Source organism: Thalassobacillus devorans (genome assembly GCF_011761345.1).
Classification (GTDB): Bacteria; Bacillota; Bacilli; order Bacillales; family Halobacillaceae; genus Thalassobacillus; species Thalassobacillus devorans.
Map to the genome: position 1 here is coordinate 52,247 of NZ_JAASRY010000002.1, position 21,835 is coordinate 74,081.

Genomic DNA, 21,835 nt, shown 5'->3' on the forward strand with positions numbered 1-21,835 from the left:
AAAAAGCTGCCTTTCTTTTTTTGTTTAACCCGTCATCTTGTAAGTGCCAGATCTCTATAATATAATTAGACTGTTATAGAGAAAGAGGTGGATCAACATGTTAGAACGTTTGCAATCCCTTGAAGATCGTTATGAAAAATTGAATGAACTCCTCAGTGATCCGGAGGTCATCAGTGATCCTAATAAATTGCGCGAGTATTCCAAAGAGCAGTCGGACCTCGAGGAAACTGTTCAGGCTTATCGTGAATATAAAGAGATCAGCACCCAATTGGACGATGCGAAAGTGATGCTGAAGGATAACCTGGATGATGATATGCATGAAATGGTCAAAGAAGAAATCGATGAATTGAGCCCGCAGAAAGAAGAACTTGAAGAACGGTTGAAGTTCCTGATGCTGCCGAAGGACCCTAATGATGATAAAAACGTCATAATGGAAGTTCGCGGGGCAGCCGGCGGTGATGAAGCAGCCTTATTTGCTGGGGATTTATTCCGTATGTATACCCGCTACGCAGAGACACAGGGGTGGAAGGTAGAAGTCATCGAGTCACATCAAAATGATGTAGGCGGCTATAAGGAAGTTATTTTCATGGTGAATGGGCAGGGTGCTTACTCCAAGCTCAAGTATGAAAATGGTGCTCACCGTGTCCAGCGTGTACCGGAGACGGAATCCGGCGGCCGTATTCATACCTCAACTGCAACGGTTGCAGTTCTACCGGAAGCAGAAGAAGTCGAAGTGGAAATTCATGATAAGGATATCCGTGTCGATACATTCGCATCCAGTGGTCCAGGCGGTCAGAGTGTTAATACGACCATGTCTGCTGTGCGTCTGACACACGAACCTACGGGAGTTGTCGTTTCGTGTCAGGATGAAAAGTCACAGATTAAGAACAAAGAAAAAGCGATGAAGGTCCTCCGTGCCCGTATTTACGATAAGTTCCAACAGGAAGCACAGGCGGAGTATGATGAGAACCGTAAATCTGCTGTCGGATCCGGGGACCGTTCCGAACGAATCCGTACGTATAACTTCCCGCAAAGCCGTGTTACTGATCACCGTATCGGTTTGACGATCCAAAAGCTTGACCAGATTCTCGAAGGCAAGCTGGATGAAATTCTTGATGCTTTGATTGTGGAAGAACAGACGAAAAAATTGGAACAGATTGGTGAATAACATGGAAACACTTTTTACCACCATAGAAGAAGCCCGGCGCTGGGCTTCTCTTTTTTTAAAAAAACACCACCGCGAAGAGCGTGTCGCAGACTGGCTGCTCGAGCATCATCTCGATATGAACTATACCGGGCTGCTCGTCTATGGACGCGATCCTTTTCCGGAGGATAAACGGAAACTTTTTATAAAGGATGTCGAGCAGCATGCGGAAACGGGAATACCGGTCCAGCACTTGACTGGCTGGGCGGAATTTTATGGACGACGATTTACGGTCAACGCTGATGTCCTTGTGCCAAGACCGGAGACAGAAGAGCTGGTCGAGGGGGTGCTGCAATTGCTTAACCATACCTCCCGCTCCAATCTTTTGAACATTGTAGATCTTGGAACCGGGAGTGGGGCGATTGCCTGTACACTCGCTATTGAAGCGGAAAATGTCGAGGTGCATGCAACGGACATCTCTGCGGAAGCCTTACGCCTGGCAGGTCAAAATGCGGAGAATCTTGGAGCGGAAGTCATCTTTCATCAAGGAGATTTTCTTTCACCGGTCGCCAGCCTTGAATTTGATATCATCGTTTCCAATCCACCGTACATTTCCTATGCCGAACAGGAGGAACTTTCCGAAACGGTCAGTCAGTTCGACCCACATTTGGCTTTGTTTGCAGAGGACGAAGGTCTTGCTGCCTATCGGACAATCGCCAGACAGATAAAGCAATCAGCTTCCAGTCCCAAGCTGATCGCCTTCGAAATCGGCCATCAACAGGGGGAAGCAGTCAGGGCGATTATGGAAGAAGAGCTGCCCGTCTATCACATTGAGATACGAGCTGATATCAACGGAAAGCCACGCATGATTTTTGCAATAGCAGAAAATTAATAGATTAAGAGTTTAAAAACAGGTTGTCCTGCCCATACTTGAAAACAAGAAGGGGGCAGGAACAATGAAAAAAGCACTTATATCGCTTATTATTATTACGATTTTTATAACAGCTTCACCGATAACAACAACAGGGGCAACAACAACAGGGCCGGAATACCAGGTTATTCCGGATGAGGCGATTCGTCTTCGGATACTTGCCAACAGCAATGGGGAAGCCGACCAGGAATTGAAGCGGGAAATCCGCGATAAAGTCAATGAGGAAATTACCACCTGGGTAGAAAAGCTGACATCAATTGAATCAGCAAGGACGCTGATCGAACGCCGAATTGGAGAGGTAGAGAAGATCGTTGCTGAAACACTGGAAAATGCAGAAGTGGATCAGGCCTATCAGGTAAAATACGATGATCGGGTGGAATTCCCGACTAAGCTGTACGGTAATTTTATCTACCCGGCTGGCACGTATGAAGCTATTTTGATTACGCTGGGAGCAGGCAAAGGCGATAATTGGTGGTGTGTTTTATTCCCGCCGTTATGTTTCCTCGATTTTGGCAACGGTACGTCCACAGCATCCGCTGCGGACGCAGGTCAGGAGACAAGCGCGCAGCCAGGAACACAGGAAGTGGAAGTAGAATTTTTCCTCTTAAAAGTCTGGAATCAGATTAAATCTCTATTTTCTTAGCATAATCGGCACACTCCTTTTCATAGATTAGTGATAGAAAAGGAGTGTGTTTTTGTTATGGAAATTATTAAGCTGGAAGAAAAACATTGGAAACTATTAAAAAATAAGTATAACCACCCGGCAAATGTTACCTGGAATCGTGATGAACTCCTTTCGGATGGATTCTTGATCCAGGAAGGCCACATGCTGCTCGGCAGCTATCTGCTGAAACCAATGGGGCAGTCGACGGTGCAGTTGAAACAGCTGACCTTATTCAGCGAGGCGACACCGGAGTTATTACTGGTGATTTTCCAAGCAATCATTGCAGACATTAACCAGTCAGAATATGAGTCAGTTGTTGTCAACAGTCACTCGGAACAGCTGGACACATTGTTGAAGCATTTCGATTTCAAGCCCTCAGATTCTGAACAGTTACCGACAGGTGCTAACTTATCCACAGAGAACTCCTGGATTTATGTATCAAATTGAGAAAAGTTATTCACGTCTGTGGGTGATTTGTGTGGATAAGTAGACCGTCCTGTGTAAAACATACACTAAATCGTGGATATACAGACTTTTTTTATCATGATATTGTATATAAAATGTGAATAACTTGTGATTAACTCCTTTACTTGCTTCCTGAGAGCTCCCGTCGCATAATAGCAGTAGACGATTTGTGAAGGAGCATAAAGAATGATGCCTGCAGAAACAAAAGTGTGGAAAATAGATCCGATGCGTATAGATGCGCATCAAAATGATATAAATCGAGCAGCTGAATTGCTGAAACAACAGGAGGTTGTAGCCTTTCCGACAGAAACCGTATATGGCCTGGGCGCTGATGCAACAAGTGAACAGGCGGTCCGACGTATATTTGAAGCCAAAGGCCGGCCTTCAGACAACCCGCTTATTGTTCACGTGGCACAGCCTGAGCAAGTGCATCAGCTGGTAACAGAAATTCCGGAGATGGCTAAAAAATTAATGGAAGCGTTCATGCCGGGGCCACTGACATTGGTCATGGATAGCAGTGGAGCAGCTGCCCCAAATGTTACAGCCGGGTTATCAACAGTGGCCGTGAGAATACCTGACCACCCTGTCGCCCTTGCGTTATTGGAAGCATGTGAAGTGCCACTGGCGGCTCCAAGTGCCAACCGATCAGGGCGGCCGAGCCCGACGACTGCCGATCATGTCTATCAGGATTTGAACGGTAGGATAGCGGGTTTGATCGATGGTGGTGCAACGGGGGTCGGTCTTGAGTCCACGGTAGTCGACTGTACCAGTGAAATCCCGATTATTCTGCGTCCGGGTGGCATTACCAGACAGCAAATGGAAGAAGCTGTCGGCACGACTATGATGGACCCTGCTCTTGCTTCTCATCAGGAAGCTCCGAAATCCCCTGGAATGAAATACACCCACTATGCTCCAGAAGCCCCGCTATGGTTGATTGATGGAGACGACCAGTTTTTTAAGGATCAGCTTTATACCATCGAACAGGACGGCAGCCGTGTCGGGATTATCGCCAGCAATGAACTGGCCGAGCAACTGCCGGGTCAGCGTGTCCTTGCTTGCGGCTCCCGTGCAAATTTGAAAGAAATTGCCGTACATCTATATAGCGCGCTCCGCGAATTCAAAAAAGCGGATGTAGATGTCATTCTTTGCGAAGCTTTTCCGGAAGAAGATTATGGTGAAGCAATTATGAACCGCCTTCAAAAAGCGGCTGTTAAGAAAATTAACCAATTTTGATAAAAGCATATCGAAGCACCTCCCCGCATATAGTGAGATAGCATGTCCGGGGAGGTTTTTCTATGGAAACCGTTTGGTTAGGGGAGTTAGCATCCTTATTTATACTCGCATTCGCACTCGGATTGGATGCGTTTTCGGTGTCGTTGGGCATGGGAATGCAGCGGATGCGATTGAAACGAATATTTTTCTTGGGTATGTTAGTAGGTATGTTCCACATCCTAATGCCATTTATCGGAATAATTATCGGCAAGCTTGTGTCTGCGCCGTTGAATGATATGACAATGCTGGTCGGAGGACTGTTGTTGATGGGGATTGGCGCTCACATGTTTTTTTCTTCCTTCCGGGATGATAAAAAGCCCCAGTCGCCTATCGGAATCGGTGTCGTACTATTCGCTTTCAGCGTCAGCCTGGACAGTTTTTCCGCGGGTCTTAGCCTTGGACTCTCCGGAGTCGGGGTGCTGATGGCGGTATTGATGTTTGGGGTAATGAGCATGGTCCTTACATGGACAGGCTTCCTGCTTGGGAGGAAAGCGAAAGGATTTCTTGGGGTATATAGTGAATTGCTGGGCGGCAGCATTTTATGTGCCATCGGTCTCAACATGCTGTTCTAATGTTTCAAGATTTCTCCTATGGTAAAATAAAAAGATAGAAAAACAGGGATACTAGGAGGAGTTCAGGCCATGAATATACTGTTCGTCTGCACCGGAAATACATGCCGTAGCCCGATGGCAGAAGCATTACTCAAAAATAAAACCGGCAGTGTGACCGTTCAATCCGCCGGAATTTTTGCCGGAAAAGGAATGCCCATTTCTGATGGAGCGAAACAAGTGCTGAAAAAACAAGGGATCGAAATCGATCATCAATCCCAGCCTGTAACAACGGATCTGCTGGAATGGGCGGACCTCGTTTTGACGATGAGCGAACAGCATAAACAGTCACTCGCCATGCAATACGATCAATGGCAGGATAAATATTTTACGCTGAAAGAATATGCAGCCAAAGATCAGGCTTCCGATTGGGAGGACTTGAAACAGGCTTACACGGAAATCGAAGAGAAACGGATCCAGTTTATCAACAAATATCGGGATGACTATGATGAGGAAACGATGCAGAAGAAATTATATGAAGCATTGAAAGATGATTTGGAAGAAATCCATGAGATGGAAAATAACCTCCCGAGTTTTGATATAAGTGACCCGTTTGGGGGAAATGAAACCATCTATCAGGAAACGATGAAAGAGATAGAGAAGAATGTCGTCCTGCTTTTGGAAAAACTGGAGGAGAACCCGACCGACGATAAATAAGTAATTTTTCACCGCTTCCATTTGATCGTCTGACACGTTACAATACTGTTAGTAGATGAAGGAGTGGTGTCAGCATGAAAATTATCCTTGCCTCCGACCATGGAGGAACAAACTTACGAAAAGAAGCAGCAGCGGTATTGGAAGAGTTGGGCATCCAATATGAAGATATCGGTTGTGACTGTGAAGGCTCTGTGGACTATCCCGATTACGCGCTGCCTGCGGCTGAGCGTGTTGCTAGTGGAGAATTCGATAAAGGTATCCTGATTTGCGGTACAGGGATTGGTATGTCCATTTCTGCCAATAAAGTGAAAGGTATCCGTGCTGCCCTTGTGCATGACTTATTCAGTGCCAAAGCAACACGGGAGCACAATGACTCCAATGTCCTGTGCATGGGCGAGCGTGTCATTGGCCCGGGACTTGCCGAAGAAATCGTCCGTACCTGGGTGTCGACTGATTATGAAGGCGGTCGTCATGCCAATCGGTTAGGAAAGATTGCCGAATACGAAAATAAATAATAGAATAGAAAATAGAGTGTTGGAGAAGCCTTATGGATACGCTTCTCCTTTTCCACTTTAAGAAAATTTAATATTTTAAAGGGTTAAAGCAACTTTCGCCGCGATAAGCAAAGGTTTTCTAACATAGGCCATGGCCCCAGAGGACAAATCTATGATTTTCCTTTTGGAAATGGATCCGGGTCAATGCTAAAATATAACAAAGCTTTACATTACATCCTCATGGAGGTGTTCCGGCATCATGAGTAAGGAATCCATCCGGCAAGATGTCCAGAAGCTTGTAGAGGAACTGTCCGCCAGTAATTATTTGAAAGCTGGGGAACAATTCGTCATTGGCTGCTCGACCAGCGAAATCGCCGGCGAGCGGATCGGCACTTCCGGGAGTGAAGAAATTGCTGCTGTGTTGTTTGAAGAACTTCAGGGATTGAAAGAGAACGAAGGAGTAGAGCTCGTCTTCCAATGTTGTGAACATTTGAATCGAGCCCTTGTGATGGAACGACCGACGATGGAAAAACGAGGGTACGAGCAAGTATCGGCTATCCCGGTTCCGAAAGCGGGAGGCGCGATGGCTGCTTACGCCTTTAACCATATGGAAGACCCTGTCGTTGTCGATGAAATCAAAGCTGAGTCAGGTATCGACATCGGTGATACGATGATTGGCATGCATTTAAAGCGTGTGGCCGTCCCGCTTCGGTTTAACCAGAAGACGATTGGGAAAGCTCACCTGACAGCTGCTCGCACGAGACCCCGTCTGATTGGCGGCGAACGTGCGGTATATAAGAAACCTCAAGTGGAAGCAGATTGTGATTAAATCAAATTTGATGGAAATAGAGAGGGGAACTGAACATGCAACAAGTCAAACAAAGGGATTTAGAAGTATTTGAGGCAATGGAAGCAGAAAAAAAGCGCCAGCAGGAGAAAATTGAACTGATCGCATCGGAGAACTTCGTTTCTGAAGCAGTCATGGAAGCGATGGGATCCGCTCTGACCAATAAATATGCGGAAGGTTATCCTGGCCGCCGCTATTATGGTGGCTGTGAACATGTAGATGTTGTCGAGAATCTTGCTCGTGACCGTGCGAAAAAATTGTTTGGAGCTGACCATGTCAACGTGCAGGCACATTCCGGCGCGCAGGCGAACATGGCAGTCTATTTTACTATTCTTGAACCTGGCGACACTGTACTTGGTATGAACCTGAATCATGGTGGTCACTTGACACACGGAAGCTCTGTCAACTTTAGTGGCAAGCTTTACAATTTCGAAGATTATGGTGTCGATAAAGAGACAGAACAAATCGATTATGATGCTGTCCTGGAACGCGCGAAGGAATTGAAGCCCAAATTGATCGTTGCTGGCGCAAGTGCGTATTCCCGCAAGATTGATTTTGCTAAATTCCGTGAGATTGCTGATGAGGTAGATGCCTATTTGCTTGTTGATATGGCTCATATCGCTGGTTTAGTAGCTACCGGTCACCATCCGAACCCTGTTCCTCATGCTCATTTTGTTACAACAACCACGCATAAGACATTGCGCGGGCCTCGTGGCGGTATGATTCTTTGCAAAGAAGAATTCGCTAAGAAAATTGACAAGACCGTTTTCCCAGGTATGCAGGGTGGTCCACTGATGCACGTTATAGCTGCGAAAGCTGTTTCATTCTATGAAGCACTGCAGGAAGATTTCAAAGCGTACTCTGACCAGGTGGTTAAAAATGCCAAGCGCCTTGGCGAGTCGTTACAAAAGCATGGTATCCGCATCGTATCTGGCGGTACGGACAACCACTTGCTTCTATTAGATGTACGCCCATTGAATTTGACAGGTAAAGTGGCGGAAAAAGCACTGGATGATATTGGTGTCACAACCAATAAAAATACCATTCCATTCGATCCGGAAAGTCCGTTTGTAACTAGCGGTGTCCGTATTGGTACAGCCGCTGTCACTTCCCGTGGCTTTGGTGAAAAAGAAATGGACGAAATTGCAGAAATCATCGCTTTCACATTGAAAAACCATGAAGATGAAGCGAAGCTGAAAGAAGCAGAAGACCGTGTGCTTCGTTTGACGAATCAATTCCCGCTTTATCAATAAGGTAGAACCAAGTCCCGCTCCGTTTATCGGCAGCGGGACTTTCTTATGATGTTTCCGTTACGGTTGAGTGCCTCTGGAGGTCCGGGAAATCACTCGCTTTCCATGGGCGTACGGTGAGCTTCCTCGGGATAAAGCCCTGCGGGATCTCACCATGTACTATACTCCCGCGGGAGAAGGGGCCAGGTGAGACCCCACAAGGAGTGAAAACGACTGAGGAGGCTTGCCGGTTCCCCCGCAGGAAAGAAATGAATGCGTAATCGCCTTGGGAGACACGACACGCATAAGCAGAACAGCAAAAGGGAAGTGATTTTTCTTCCCGTTGATGGACTGCTTATATCGCGAGTGTCTAGGCGATGGAGCTGGAAAGCGAGTAGTTTCCCATCCAGCCCTGACGCTATTATGGTAAAGAACCCCTGATATTTCGAAAATCAAGTCTTCGACTTTCCATCCGTTGTGTTGGATAAGGGGATATTTTCCTTGTTGATGTGCCTTGCAGGAATGCATATTATTATGTACAATTTGAAGGATGCAAAATTTAAGGGATTTTGGAAAACTACTATTTAATAAGGAGTGGATCGGCAATGGGAAAAGTGTACGTATTGGATCACCCGTTAATCCAGCATAAGTTGACATACATACGGAAAAAGAGCACAGGTACGAAAGACTTCCGTGAATTGGTAGATGAAGTGGCTGCCTTGATGGCTTTTGAAATTACACGTGACCTGCCCCTCGAAGAAGTGGAAATCGATACACCAGTAGTGGACGGAGCGAAGGCGAAAGCTTTGAGCGGAAAGAAAATCGGACTCGTACCGATTTTACGTGCAGGGCTTGGCATGGTGGACGGAATGCTCCAGCTTATTCCGGCTGCTAAAGTAGGACACGTCGGGTTGTACCGGGATCCAGAAACACTCCAGCCTGTTGAATACTATGTGAAACTCCCAAGCGATATTGAAGAGCGTGAACTGATCGTTCTCGACCCGATGCTCGCAACAGGTGGTTCTGCGAATGCGGCTATAGAGTCCTTGAAGAAACGCGGCGCACGCCAGATTCGCCTGATGTGTATCGTTGCTGCTCCTGAAGGTGTCGAAGCTGTACAGAAAGAGCACCCGGATGTAGATATCTATCTTGCCGCCCTTGACGAAAAGTTGAACGAAAAAGGCTACATTGTTCCAGGTCTCGGTGATGCCGGCGACCGCTTGTTCGGAACCAAATAAAATTACTTAGAGCTCTGCTTTCTCTTTGATAAGCAGAGCTCTTTTTTTGCAGGTGAAAAGCCACGACTGGAAAAATAAAAGAAAGTCGCAAATTTAACTTCTCGCAAAGTATAGCCTGCCCGTTTTTTCAAATAATAGAAGCAACGAAAGGGGCTAGACTACATTGCGATTTCTGTACCTGTTACTCTTCTGCGTAACACTTACCATATTACCCGGATTTGAACAACCAGAGGATAAAGAGGAAGTCACGAGAATCATTGAGGTCGATGGTGATCCTCATTTTGTCAAAAGAGATATCGAGCGAATGCTTCCTCGCCTGGAAGTGATGGCTGTATATGACACAGTCTTTAATGGGATAGCAGTGAAAGGAAAGCCTGCTCACCTATCCAAATTGAGCAAAATAGAAGCGATTGTGAACCAGCATCCGGTACAGACTTATCGAACGATGGATGAAAACTTGAATGAGTCGGTACCATTTTTGCTGCAAGAAAACCGTGAAAAACGAACAATACCTTTTACAGGAAAAGGAGTGAAGGTCGGAGTCATTGATACTGGCCTTGATTATACACACCCTGATCTTGCTGCCAATTATAAAGGTGGCTTCGACGTTTTTGATTTCGATGACGATCCGATGGAGAGTATAGAAGAAAACCCGACCATTCACGGTACTCATGTCGCCGGCGTGATCGGGGCTAATGGCAGGATGAAAGGAATCGCACCGGATGTGGAGCTATACGGATATAGAGCGCTCGGTCCCGGAGGTTTCGGAACTTCCGTTCATGTCATTGCTGCTATGGAGGAAGCGGTAAAAGATAATATGGACATCATCAACCTTTCGCTTGGAAATGACGTCAACGGACCAGACTGGCCGACAAGTGTCGCAGTGGATAAAGCGGTTGAACTTGGAACAACTGTGGTCGTAGCAGCCGGCAATACAGGTCCGGATGATTGGACAGTCGGCTCACCAGCTACAGCTTCGAAGGCTATTACGGTCGGGGCATCGACACCGCCTTTGAAGATACCCGTACTGATTGATCGTTTTGCGAAAAAAGAGATTCCACTTATCCCGATGATGGGATCAACCGATTGGAAGCTGGACAAACGATATCAACTTGTATATGGCGGGGTTGGGGATGAGCCAATCGATAATGCCCAAGGCAAAATTGTCGTCATGAAGCGTGGAATAGTCCCATTTACAGAAAAAGCTGAGTTAGCTGAGAAAAGCGGGGCAATTGCATTGATTGTATATAATAATGAAGCGGGAGAGTTCCAGGGGGCGATTGATGATGGCTCGATTAACATACCTGTAGTAGCTGTGTCTGAAGAAGATGGCGAATGGCTGAAGCAGCAGAGTGATTCCTCAAAAACAGGTTGGGTGGACACAGAGTATGTGGATATCGTCGATTCGTTGGCGCCTTTCAGCTCCCGGGGTCCTGTTACGGCCAACTGGTCGATTAAGCCGGATATTCTGGCTCCTGGAGTATCCATCAACAGCACAATTCCCGGCGGTTATCAGAAGCTTCAGGGTACAAGTATGGCAGCGCCACATATTGCGGGGGTGGCAGCTTTAATCAAAGAAGCACATCCAGATTGGCAGCCGAAAGATATTAAAACAGCTTTACTATCAACAGCAACCCCATTAAAAAACAAAGAAGGGAAGCTGCTTGCTCCCACGGAACAGGGGATGGGGAAGGTGAATGTTCCGTCAGCAGTACAGCCTAAACTGCAAATTGATCCTTCCCAATTGAACTTCGGACGCTTCAATAGCAGCTATCCAAAAAAGAAAATCAGGGTCCAGATTAAGAACACCAGCAAAAGTTCACAAAAAGTTCATTTTTCACTTCCGAAGAAAAAACATGGCTTGATTTGGGATCTTCCAAAAGCCTTTACACTGGAGCCTGACCAGTCGAAAAGCATCGAAATTGGACTGAATGTGACGTCTGTTTTCCTTGATAAAGGTCTCCATCAAGGCTGGATCCGCATGGCTGTGCCTGATCAAACGTTTGATCTACCTTATTTATTCATGCTCGAAACCAGCGATTACCCACGCGCCATGGGCTTTGAAATAGCAGTGTCAGACTTTGATTCTTCCACTTATGACTACCAATTTTACTTGCCGGAAGACGCTGACAATGTGAAGGTGGACCTGTATAACCCTGATTCGCTCATGCATGAACGGACGCTGTTCGAGCTGTCGGATCAGCAGAAAGGAGTCATAGAAGGGGAGCTTTCCAGCCATGAAATCGGCAAAGATGGCAGCTATATTGCTGTTATCACAGTGGAGAACGAAGATAACCATTATAGCTACGGCATTCCTGTGGAAATCAATAATTTCCATTAAAAAAGGGCTTTACAGGTCCTTTTTTTTATGATGTCTCTTTTCAAATTTCAAAAATCTTATATAATGTTAAAAGGGCATTTTTCAGGAAGAAGATTTCCTGTTGAAAATTGTCAATTCTTATGTATTTTTGCTCACAAACGCATTGACATCCCAAAACCCCTATTGTATGCTTACTTAGTGTGGAATGATAAGGTTTTCACAACTGTATTCTACTGTGTTTTCCATCCCTTAATTATGATGGGAGCGTTGGGTTTGAAGGTACCGAAAAATCCATTACGAGCGATGGCGCTGACGAGTGCAATCGTATCGCAGTTGGCTGGCGGACCACTTGCTGGAGCATTCCTCGGAAAGTGGCTCGATGAACAGTTTGCTGTTCAACCACTCTTTCTTATCCTCGGTATATTTTTAGGGGTAGGAGCAGGTACATACGGAACGATTCATTTAGTACGAGAATATACGGGAGACGAATAGCATGGAATCGTATCAGCAAATGATCACCCGTCAACGGAAATGGATGTTCTATCTTCTGGCATTATTTGTACTGGGTTGGGGATTGACCCCTTATACCAGTATATTCCTCGGCCTTCTTCTTGGAGGTTCACTCAGTTTTTACAATCTCTGGTTGATGCAGCGGAAAGTGGACAAGTTTGGCGAAGCTACCGCCCAGCTTAAATCAGTGAAGGGGATTGGCTCTTTTTCGCGATTAATGGCTGGGGCACTGGCTGTATTGATCGCTCTTCAGTTTGAAGAATATTTCCATTTGCATGCAGTTGTATTGGGTTTAATGACAGCCTACGTTGTCATTATGATAGATTTTTTATTTTTTAGAACCAGAGACTAGCATTAGAAGAGAGGTGAACAGGTTGGATCACGGAGCACCGATTTGGAATGATGCTTTTGGGATTTCGTGGCTGGATTTTAACTTATCCAACGTGTTGATGATGTTTATTGCATCGTTGATTGTTTTCATCATCGGTGTAGCAGCAACACGCAATATGCAGCGAAAGCCTACGGGGTATCAGAACTTCATTGAGTGGTTGATTGACTTCGTCAAAGGTATTATTGGCTCGAACATGGATTGGCGTACCGGTAAACGGTTTTTGCCGCTTGGACTGACGCTTTTCACCTACATATTTGTAGCGAACATGCTCGGAGTCATTTTGATGGTAGTCGTCGGAAATGATTTATGGTGGAAATCACCGACATCAGATGCCGGCATTACCTTGACTTTAGCGACTATGGTTGTCGTATTGAGCCATTATTATGGTATTAAACTGAATGGAGTGAAAGAGTACGGAAAGCAATTTGTCCGTCCATTGCCATTTTTACTTCCATTTAAAATCATTGAAGAGTTTGCCAACACGTTGACTCTCGGTTTGCGACTTTACGGTAACATTTTTGCAGGTGAGGTACTGTTAACGATGTTAGCAGCAACTGCAGTTTCCGGCTTCGGAGGATTCTTCGGAGCAGCTATCCCGATGCTTGCATGGCAAGGTTTCAGTACATTCATTGGGTTTATCCAGGCATTTATTTTCACCATGTTGACAATGGTCTATCTATCTCACAAAGTTAGCACCGACCATTAATATAAGTTTTTAAAAATAATTTTTTTACAAATAAGAGGAGGATTTTCATTATGGGTCTATTAGCAGCTGCAATCGCAGTAGGTTTGGCGGCACTTGGTGCTGGTATTGGTAACGGTTTGATTGTAAGTCGTACAGTTGAAGGGATTGCGCGTCAGCCAGAATTGCGCGGCGGTCTTCAAACTACAATGTTTATCGGGGTAGCGTTGGTTGAGGCGATTCCGATCATCGCGGTTGTTATCGCATTTATCGTAATGGGTGGATAATATAGCAGTTTCAGTGATGGCGAAGGGCATCTAAGCAGGTCTTCGCCATTGCTTTGTACTTTGTAACGGTTTGATAGGGAATTTGTACATGTTCAAATTAAGAGAATTCGACTGATGGCACTTGCCATAGCCGGGTTTTTCTCATGTAGAGCCTATTACGGTAACGTTGTGGAAAGGAGTGGACACTGTGCAAGCATATACTGGTTGGTTGATGGTCGGCGCTGAAGGCGGCCTCATGGTAGGAGATATGTTGGCTCAATTGTTCTTCTTCCTTGTTCTTTTGGCACTCCTTGCTAAGTTCGCCTGGGGACCGCTCATGAACATCATGAAAGAACGTGAAGAACATATCGCCAATGAAATAGATACAGCTGAAAAAAGTCGGGAAGAAGCCGCACGCATGCAGCGTGAAGCTTCCGAAGAGTTGAAAAAGACGAGACAAGAAGCACAAGCGATTATTGATGAAGCCAAGAAAACTGCTGGAGAACAGGAACGTGCGATCATGGAATCAGCACGTACCGAAGCAGAGCGCCTGAAACTTTCTGCTCGCCAGGAAATTGAGCAGGAAAAAGAAAAAGCAGTTCAGACTTTGAAAGACCAGGTGGCTTCCTTGTCTGTACTGGTTGCCAGCAAAGTCATCGAAAAAGAATTGTCTGAGCAGGATCAACAGCAATTGATCAATGACTACATCAAAGAAGTAGGAGAAGAGCGATGAGTGAATCTGTGGTATCAAGACGCTATGCCAATGCTCTTTTTCAACTCGGTAAAGAAAGAAACAAGCTGGAACAATTCGAAGAAGAACTGCGCAACATCCGCGCGGTCTGGGTTACGAATAAAGAACTGCTGACATTCCTGAAGCATCCACGCGTCTCCATCGATAAGAAAAAGCAAACCATCGCGACCGGCTTTGCAGGTTATTCCTCTGAAGTGCTGAATACGCTGATGTTATTGCTGGATCGACATCGTGAAGACATTATTCCTGATCTGATCGATCATTTTATCGAAAAGGTGAATGATGCTAAAGGAATTGCGGAAGCAAAGGTATATTCTGTTCGAGAACTGTCCGAAGATGAGAAGCTCCAGATTTCAAATGTTTTTGCCAAGAAGATTGGAAAGAACACCCTGAAAATTACGAACATCATCGATCGTTCTATCCTCGGCGGTATCAAAATCCGCATTGGAAACCGTATCTATGATGGTTCTATCAGTGGAAAACTCGAGCGAATCGAACGGAAATTGGTATCTGGAAACAATAGATGATAGGGGTGAAATGGCATGAGCATCAAAGCTGAAGAAATCAGTTCACTGATAAAACAGCAAATTGAGAACTATGAGTCTGATATTGAAGTCAACGATATAGGTACGGTCATCGAAGTCGGTGATGGTATCGCACGTGCTCATGGACTTGACAACGTCATGTCCGGTGAGTTGGTTGAATTTTCGAATGGTGTGATGGGCCTTGCCCAGAACCTGGAAGAAAACAACGTCGGTCTTGTCATTTTGGGACCATTCACAGATATTAAAGAGGGCGACGAAGTTCGTCGTACCGGCCGCATCATGCAAGTACCTGTAGGGGAAGAACTGCTGGGCCGTGTTGTAAACCCGCTCGGTCAGCCGGTAGACGGCAGAGGAGCGATTGAAACATCAAAAACACGTCCGATTGAATCACCTGCCCCAGGGGTTATGGATCGTAAATCGGTCGATGAACCGCTTCAAACTGGTATTAAAGCGATTGACGCACTAGTACCTATTGGTCGTGGACAGCGTGAGTTGATCATCGGTGACCGTCAAACTGGTAAGACCACAGTTGCCATCGATACAATTTTGAACCAGGCTGACCAGGACATGATTTGTATCTATGTCGCGATCGGTCAGAAAGAATCTACCGTTCGTGGAACAGTAGAAACACTACGCCGCTATGGTGCCTTGGATTACACAATCGTTGTAACAGCAAGTGCCTCCCAGCCGGCTCCACTTCTATACTTAGCACCATATGCAGGGGTGTCTATGGGTGAAGAATTCATGCACAATGGCAAGCACGTATTGGTGGTTTATGATGACCTATCCAAACAGGCTGCTGCCTATCGTGAACTTTCCCTATTGCTGCGCCGCCCGCCAGGTCGTGAAGCATTCCCGGGTGATGTATTCTACCTTCACTCCCGCCTGTTAGAACGTGCAGCGAAACTTAGTGATGCAAAAGGTGGAGGCTCTTTAACGGCCCTTCCTTTCGTAGAAACACAAGCCGGGGACATTTCCGCTTATATCCCGACCAACGTAATCTCCATCACAGATGGACAGATCTTCTTGCAGTCTGATTTGTTCTTCTCCGGTGTACGTCCGGCGATTAACGCAGGTCTTTCTGTATCACGTGTTGGTGGTTCTGCTCAAATCAAAGCGATGAAGAAGGTTGCAGGTACACTGCGTCTTGACCTGGCATCCTACCGTGAACTGGAAGCATTCGCTCAGTTCGGTTCTGACCTGGATAAAGCTACCCAGGCTAAGCTGAACCGTGGTGCCCGTACGGTAGAAGTATTAAAGCAGGGTCTTCATAAGCCGCTCGCTGTAGAGAAGCAGGTTATGATCATCTTCGCATTGATCAAAGGGTTCTTAGATGATATCCCGGTTGAGGACATTACACGTTTTGAAGAAGAGTTCCACAACTGGACAGAGAGCAACCGCAAAGAGCTTCTTAAGCAAATCCGTGAAACCGGAAAGCTTGCTGATGAAGATGATATGAAAGAAGCGGTCGAAGCGTTCAAAAAGACGTTCGTCGTATCTGAATAATTGGAACGCAACCTTTGTTAGAAAGGGTGGTGAAATAGAGTGGCATCCCTTAGAGATATTAAAGGCCGGATAGATTCCACAAAAAAAACGAAACAAATTACGAAGGCGATGGAAATGGTTTCTGCTGCGAAATTGAATCGCGCAGAAGAAAATGCCAAAGCATTCGTACCATATAGCGAAAAGATCCAGGAAGTCGTGGCAAGTATCGCCACTGGCGGCGGTGACGCTGACCACCCGATGCTCAAGTCACGCGACGTAAAACGTACTGGATATGTCGTCATCACTTCCGATCGCGGACTGGCAGGAGCATATAACAGCAGTGTTCTTCGCGCTGTTTATCAAACGATCCAAAAACGCCACAATTCAGCGGATGAATATACACTTATCACCATCGGGAAAATGGGACGTGACTTTTTCCGGAAGCGAAACATGCCGATCGATAAAGAGATTGTTGCAATCGCAGATCAGCCTGACTTCGCGGATATCAAAGATATCGCATCGGAAACTGTGCAGCTATTCACCGATGAAGTGATCGATGAGCTTTATCTATATTACAACCACTACGTCAGTGCTATTACTCAGGAAGTGACTGAGAAAAAGCTTCTGCCGTTGACAGATTTGAGCGAAGGGGTCAAAGCAACGACAAGCTCCTATGAATATGAGCCGAACCAGGAAGAAATTCTGGAAGTATTGCTGCCTCAATATGCTGAAAGCTTGATTTATGGTGCTTTGCTCGACGGTAAAGCCAGTGAACATGCAGCCCGTATGACTGCTATGAAGAGTGCAACAGATAATGCCGATGATCTTATCGGTGACCTGTCACTTAAATACAACCGGGCCCGTCAAGCAGCCATCACCCAGGAAATCACCGAAATTGTCGGTGGAGCAGCTGCTCTCGAGTAGTAAGCTTCCTGGACTTCGAATAGTTAGTTAGGAGGGAAATCGATGAGTAAAGGACGCGTAATCCAAGTCATGGGACCGGTTGTCGATGTTTCTTTCGAAGACGGACAACTCCCTGATATCAATAACGCTTTGCACGTGTATTCACCCGCGCAAAACGAAAATGAAGTAAACGTCGACCTTACATTGGAAGTTGCCCTTCACTTAGGGGACAACGCAGTCCGTACCGTTGCCATGGCATCTACTGAAGGTGTGCAGCGCGGAATGGAAGTCAATGATAAAGGCGGCCCGATTTCTGTGCCGGTCGGTGAAGTAACACTTGGACGTGTATTCAACGTATTAGGTGAAAATATCGACCTTGATGAGCCATTAGGAGCGGACGTTCGCCGCGATCCAATCCACCGTCAGGCTCCAAAATTCGAAAACCTGGCAACAGAAACGGAAATCCTGGAAACAGGAATCAAAGTCGTAGACTTGCTGGCACCATACGTAAAAGGTGGTAAGATCGGTTTGTTTGGTGGTGCGGGTGTAGGTAAAACCGTACTGATCCAGGAATTGATCAACAACATCGCCCAGGAGCACGGTGGTATTTCCGTATTTGCCGGTGTTGGTGAGCGTACTCGTGAAGGAAATGACTTGTACTTTGAAATGAAGGACTCTGGAGTTATTTCCCGTACAGCGATGGTATTCGGTCAGATGAACGAACCGCCTGGAGCACGTATGCGTGTGGCGCTGACAGGTCTTACGATGGCTGAATACTTCCGTGATGAACAAGGACAGGACGTATTGTTCTTCATCGATAACATTTTCCGTTTCACCCAGGGTGGTCTGGAAGTATCCGCTTTGCTTGGCCGTATGCCATCTGCCGTTGGTTATCAGCCGACACTTGCGACGGAAATGGGTCAATTGCAGGAACGTATTACATCTACAGATAAAGGTTCCGTAACATCCATTCAGGCGATTTATGTCCCTGCCGATGACTACACAGACCCGGCACCAGCAACGACATTCGCCCACTTGGATGCGACTACTAACCTGGAGCGTAAACTTTCTGAGCAAGGTATTTACCCTGCAGTGGATCCACTTGCATCTACTTCCCGTGCACTTGACCCTGAAATTGTTGGTCAGGAACACTATGAGGTAGCTCGTGAAGTGCAGCGTACACTACAGCGTTATAAAGAACTTCAGGATATTATTGCGATTCTTGGTATGGATGAACTATCTGATGAAGACAAGCAAACGGTTTCTCGTGCTCGTCGTATCCAGTTCTTCTTATCCCAGAATTTCCACGTTGCCGAACAGTTTACAGGCCAAAAAGGTTCGTATGTACCTGTTCAGGAGACGGTCAAAGGCTTCAGAGAAATCCTCGATGGCAAGTACGATGACCTTCCAGAGGATGCTTTCCGCCTAGTCGGACGTATCGAAGATGTCGTTGAAAAAGCGAAACAGATGCAATAAGAATTTTCTTACCTGAAGGAATGGCAGGCGATGGGGTACGTATCCCCCTTTGCCAGCCCATCCCTATAGGTCGAGTCAAGCCCAAGGAGGGGTAATCATGAAGACACTAACGGTGAGTGTTGTCACTCCTGATGGCCCGGTTTTGGAAGATGCATTTGAAATGGTGAGCTGTAAGGCGGAAAGCGGTGAACTCGGGGTGCTCCCTGGGCATATCCCTATGGTCGCTCCTTTGACGATCAGTGCCGTCCGTCTGAAAAAAGAAGGCAGCTCCGAGCGTATCGCTGTCAACGGCGGCTTTTTAGAGGTTCGTCCGGACAAAGTGACGATTCTGGCTCAATCGGCAGAAATGCCTTCTGAGATTGATGTAGAACGTGCACGGAAGGCGAAGGAGCGTGCTGAGCGCCGTCTGCAAACGAAGCAGGAAGATGTTGATTTCAAACGGGCTGAGATGGCACTAAGACGTGCGATCAACCGTTTAGAGGTATATCAAAATAACTAATAATAAAAACTGCTTTCCAATTGGAAAGCAGTTTTTCCTTTGTCCAGGATAATTCGCAGTAAATCGCATTTGTAAACTACTTATCTTTTTTGTGACAATCCAGCAAATTTAATAGAATTTTTAATTATGGTAAAAGCAATTGGCTCTCCAACTGTAGCACATACAGGTGGGGAGCCATATTTATTTGGAGAGAGCATCAAGCTTTGCTTGTTTTATAACAAAAGAATAATTCATGATTTACCAGGACAACTCATAAAACTTAAACAAACATTATAATCGAAAAAACCTTTGCCGGCAACCACGTTTGTCATCGCACGAAAATAGTATTTGATTTAAAGTAAAGATGGGAAGAAAACGAATGGTAGTAAATTCTGGATATATCACTCGGGTCATATCGACACTATATACAGGATTTGCTATAATGATAGCGATTACAAAATTGCTAATCTTCTAAAATTTTCTTTAGAAGGAGGAGGGGAAATGGCGGATCTATTTACATATCAGAACAGTTATTTAGTGGTAGTTATCTTTTTAGCGCTTGGTATTTTGCTTCCGATTGTGGCTTTATCACTAGGAAGGCTGCTCCGTCCTAATAAGCCGACGGAACAGAAACGGACGACGTATGAAAGTGGGATTGACCCATTTCAGGATGCACGTGTCCAGTTCAACGCCCGCTATTATATCTTCGCTTTGATGTTCGTCATATTTGATGTGGAGACCATTTTCTTATACCCGTGGGCCGTTGCCTATGAGGAGCTGGGCGTCTTCGCATTGATTGAAATGCTTATTTTTGTCGTCATGCTTTTGATTGGCCTCATCTATGCTTGGAAAAAGAAGGTGCTACGATGGATTTAAATTTAGAGAATGTTTCCCCTCAAGAAAAAGCAGAAATGGAACGAAATGTCTTCTTGACGACATTAGAACAAGTCAAAGCCTGGGCAAGGAGCAACTCCTTATGGCCGATGACTTTCGGTCTTGCCTGCTGTGCGATTGAAATGATGGGGGTCGGGTCCTCACATTATGACCTGGATCGTTTTGGATCCTTTTTCCGAACCTCTCCACGTCATTCGGATGTCATGATAGTATCTGGCACCGTTACGAAAAAAATGGCGCCGGTATTACGCCGTTTGTACGATCAGATGCCGGAACCTAAATATGTGATTGCCATGGGATCCTGTGCAACAGCAGGAGGCCCTTATATAAAATCCTATGCAGTTGTGAAAGGAGTCGACCAAATCGTCCCAGTCGATGTTTATATCCCGGGATGTCCTCCCAACCCAGCTGCGCTTATTTATGGAATCAACAAATTACAGGAGAAAATCCGCTATGAAGCCAAAACCGGAAAGCGGGTGACCAGTCGATGAGTGATGAAAAAGACTTGGAAAAGAAGAAAGCCGCCGCAGCGGCAAAAGCCAAGGCGGAAGCATTAAGGAAAAAGAAGGAGGATGAAAAAGCGGCTAAGGGAGAAGAAGATACAACAGCCGAAGACAAGGAAAAAGTATCCCACACCCTCGGTAAAGACAGCAAGGAAATGGATAATTCAGATACTGATGAAGACCTGGCGAAGAAGAAGGCAGCCGCTGCGGCAAAGGCAAAAGCGGCGGCTCTGGCCAAACAGAAGCGAAAGCAAGCGGAAGCGGCTAATACAGAAGGGGAGCCATCCGACAACGAGGATGAACTGGCTAAAAAGAAAGCAGCGGCAGCAGCCAAAGCGAAAGCAGCCGCCTTAGCGAAACAAAAACGAAAACAGGAAGAATCAGGTTCGGACGATAGTAGTGATGACGAGAAGGCAAAAGCAGCCGCTAAAGCAAAAGCAGCTGCAGATGCCAGGAAAAAACGTGAGGCATCAGGCGGCGAGTCACCCGAAGACGATGAAAAAGCAAAAGCAGTAGCAGCCGCTAAAGCAAAGGCGGCGGCAGCCAGAGCAAAGAAAAAAGCAGATACCGACAAAAAAGAGGAAACCGAAGAAGAGAAGCCGTCCCCGAACCAGCCTCTCCTCGATAAATACATGAAGGTCATTAAGGAGCACCTTGGTGAAGATGTTTTTGAAGAGACCTATATCAACCGTTTATCTAAGCATGTACCGACACTTGTAGCAAAAAGAGATACCTATCATAAAATCGCGGAGTTTCTCAAATTCAATGAACAGCTTGGGTTTGATTATTTATCTGAATTGCATGGGACGGATTTTGAAACTCATATGGAAGTTTACTTACATCTCTTCTCGTTCCGTAATAAGCAGTCGGTTGCCCTCAAAGTTAAAATTGACAGGGACCAGCCGGAAATCGAGTCGGTGACGGGCTTGTGGAAGGGTGCGAATTGGCCGGAATGTGAGGCATACGATTTATTTGGAATCAAGTTCCTCAACCACCCGGATTTAAAGCGGATTCTGCTTGGGGAAGATTGGATCGGCTATCCGATGAGAAAAGATTACGAGCCCCATGATGTGGAGGTGTAG

25 protein-coding genes are annotated in these 21,835 nt (G+C 46.0%); all 25 read left to right on the top strand.

Translation table 11 applies throughout. The annotated features are described in order from the left end of the window. Positions 1–97: 97 nt before the first annotated feature. The 25 genes from prfA to FHS45_RS07755 all read left to right on the top strand — a co-directional run bounded on the left by prfA (position 98) and on the right by FHS45_RS07755 (position 21,835). Entirely contained in the window at positions 98–1,168 is a 1,071-nt protein-coding gene (gene prfA, locus FHS45_RS07635; RefSeq protein ID WP_062442466.1) for a peptide chain release factor 1, read from the top strand. Position 1,169: 1 nt separating this feature from the next. Beyond that, the gene (gene prmC / locus FHS45_RS07640) at positions 1,170–2,036 is read left to right on the top strand and encodes a peptide chain release factor N(5)-glutamine methyltransferase (protein WP_062442464.1); all 867 of its coding nucleotides are present in this window, start codon (positions 1,170–1,172) and stop codon (positions 2,034–2,036) included. A 64-nt stretch (positions 2,037–2,100) separates the two neighbouring features. Next, positions 2,101–2,718 carry a stage II sporulation protein R gene (gene spoIIR, locus FHS45_RS07645; RefSeq protein WP_062442461.1) on the top strand — a complete coding sequence of 206 codons (618 nt, stop codon included), beginning with the start codon at positions 2,101–2,103 and terminating at the stop codon, positions 2,716–2,718. A gap of 57 nt (positions 2,719–2,775) precedes the next feature. Continuing rightward, entirely contained in the window at positions 2,776–3,186 is a 411-nt protein-coding gene (locus FHS45_RS07650; protein ID WP_062442458.1) for a hypothetical protein, read from the top strand. Positions 3,187–3,390: 204 nt separating this feature from the next. After that, positions 3,391–4,437 carry an L-threonylcarbamoyladenylate synthase gene (locus FHS45_RS07655; protein ID WP_308789086.1) on the top strand — a complete coding sequence of 349 codons (1,047 nt, stop codon included), beginning with the start codon at positions 3,391–3,393 and terminating at the stop codon, positions 4,435–4,437. A 62-nt stretch (positions 4,438–4,499) separates the two neighbouring features. Then, positions 4,500–5,048 carry a manganese efflux pump MntP gene (locus FHS45_RS07660; protein WP_062442455.1) on the top strand — a complete coding sequence of 183 codons (549 nt, stop codon included), beginning with the start codon at positions 4,500–4,502 and terminating at the stop codon, positions 5,046–5,048. 69 nt (positions 5,049–5,117) lie between these two features. Further along, positions 5,118–5,741: a low molecular weight protein arginine phosphatase gene (locus FHS45_RS07665; protein WP_062442452.1), complete on the top strand. Its 624-nt coding sequence runs from the start codon at positions 5,118–5,120 to the stop codon at positions 5,739–5,741. Positions 5,742–5,815: 74 nt separating this feature from the next. After that, positions 5,816–6,256, top strand: a complete 441-nt coding sequence (rpiB, locus tag FHS45_RS07670) for a ribose 5-phosphate isomerase B (RefSeq protein WP_062442449.1) — start codon at positions 5,816–5,818, stop codon at positions 6,254–6,256. Positions 6,257–6,494: 238 nt separating this feature from the next. Then, entirely contained in the window at positions 6,495–7,064 is a 570-nt protein-coding gene (locus FHS45_RS07675; RefSeq protein ID WP_062442447.1) for a TIGR01440 family protein, read from the top strand. A gap of 35 nt (positions 7,065–7,099) precedes the next feature. Continuing rightward, positions 7,100–8,335 carry a serine hydroxymethyltransferase gene (locus FHS45_RS07680; RefSeq protein WP_062442443.1) on the top strand — a complete coding sequence of 412 codons (1,236 nt, stop codon included), beginning with the start codon at positions 7,100–7,102 and terminating at the stop codon, positions 8,333–8,335. 581 nt (positions 8,336–8,916) lie between these two features. Further along, on the top strand, positions 8,917–9,549 hold the full coding sequence (upp, locus tag FHS45_RS07685) for a uracil phosphoribosyltransferase (RefSeq protein WP_062442441.1): 633 nt from the start codon (positions 8,917–8,919) through the stop codon (positions 9,547–9,549). A gap of 163 nt (positions 9,550–9,712) precedes the next feature. Beyond that, complete coding sequence (locus tag FHS45_RS07690; protein ID WP_062442438.1) at positions 9,713–11,890, top strand: S8 family serine peptidase; 2,178 nt, start codon at positions 9,713–9,715, stop codon at positions 11,888–11,890. A 252-nt stretch (positions 11,891–12,142) separates the two neighbouring features. After that, positions 12,143–12,361, top strand: a complete 219-nt coding sequence (locus tag FHS45_RS07695; RefSeq protein WP_229717845.1) for an AtpZ/AtpI family protein — start codon at positions 12,143–12,145, stop codon at positions 12,359–12,361. Between the two features lies 1 nt (position 12,362). Further along, positions 12,363–12,731, top strand: a complete 369-nt coding sequence (locus FHS45_RS07700; protein ID WP_062442435.1) for an ATP synthase subunit I — start codon at positions 12,363–12,365, stop codon at positions 12,729–12,731. 22 nt (positions 12,732–12,753) lie between these two features. Further along, positions 12,754–13,476 carry a F0F1 ATP synthase subunit A gene (gene atpB / locus FHS45_RS07705; protein ID WP_062442433.1) on the top strand — a complete coding sequence of 241 codons (723 nt, stop codon included), beginning with the start codon at positions 12,754–12,756 and terminating at the stop codon, positions 13,474–13,476. A gap of 50 nt (positions 13,477–13,526) precedes the next feature. Next, positions 13,527–13,739: a F0F1 ATP synthase subunit C gene (atpE, locus tag FHS45_RS07710; protein WP_062442430.1), complete on the top strand. Its 213-nt coding sequence runs from the start codon at positions 13,527–13,529 to the stop codon at positions 13,737–13,739. 187 nt (positions 13,740–13,926) lie between these two features. Further along, complete coding sequence (gene atpF / locus FHS45_RS07715) at positions 13,927–14,451, top strand: F0F1 ATP synthase subunit B (protein WP_062442428.1); 525 nt, start codon at positions 13,927–13,929, stop codon at positions 14,449–14,451. Further along, positions 14,448–14,996 carry a F0F1 ATP synthase subunit delta gene (locus FHS45_RS07720; RefSeq protein WP_062442425.1) on the top strand — a complete coding sequence of 183 codons (549 nt, stop codon included), beginning with the start codon at positions 14,448–14,450 and terminating at the stop codon, positions 14,994–14,996. The genes atpF and FHS45_RS07720 overlap by 4 nt, the downstream gene beginning before the upstream one ends. Positions 14,997–15,011: 15 nt before the next feature. Further along, positions 15,012–16,520 (top strand): F0F1 ATP synthase subunit alpha, encoded by a 1,509-nt coding sequence (gene atpA / locus FHS45_RS07725; protein WP_062442423.1) that lies wholly within the window; start codon positions 15,012–15,014, stop codon positions 16,518–16,520. Positions 16,521–16,559: 39 nt separating this feature from the next. Next, complete coding sequence (locus FHS45_RS07730) at positions 16,560–17,423, top strand: F0F1 ATP synthase subunit gamma (protein ID WP_062442420.1); 864 nt, start codon at positions 16,560–16,562, stop codon at positions 17,421–17,423. Between the two features lie 42 nt (positions 17,424–17,465). Next, on the top strand, positions 17,466–18,878 hold the full coding sequence (gene atpD / locus FHS45_RS07735; RefSeq protein ID WP_062442418.1) for a F0F1 ATP synthase subunit beta: 1,413 nt from the start codon (positions 17,466–17,468) through the stop codon (positions 18,876–18,878). Positions 18,879–18,975: 97 nt separating this feature from the next. Then, complete coding sequence (locus tag FHS45_RS07740) at positions 18,976–19,377, top strand: F0F1 ATP synthase subunit epsilon (RefSeq protein WP_148350048.1); 402 nt, start codon at positions 18,976–18,978, stop codon at positions 19,375–19,377. A gap of 480 nt (positions 19,378–19,857) precedes the next feature. Beyond that, the gene (locus FHS45_RS07745; RefSeq protein ID WP_062442415.1) at positions 19,858–20,232 is read left to right on the top strand and encodes an NADH-quinone oxidoreductase subunit A; all 375 of its coding nucleotides are present in this window, start codon (positions 19,858–19,860) and stop codon (positions 20,230–20,232) included. Then, positions 20,223–20,741, top strand: a complete 519-nt coding sequence (locus FHS45_RS07750) for a NuoB/complex I 20 kDa subunit family protein (RefSeq protein WP_062442412.1) — start codon at positions 20,223–20,225, stop codon at positions 20,739–20,741. The genes FHS45_RS07745 and FHS45_RS07750 overlap by 10 nt, the downstream gene beginning before the upstream one ends. After that, complete coding sequence (locus FHS45_RS07755; protein ID WP_062442410.1) at positions 20,738–21,835, top strand: NADH-quinone oxidoreductase subunit C; 1,098 nt, start codon at positions 20,738–20,740, stop codon at positions 21,833–21,835. Before FHS45_RS07750 ends, FHS45_RS07755 begins: the two co-directional genes overlap by 4 nt.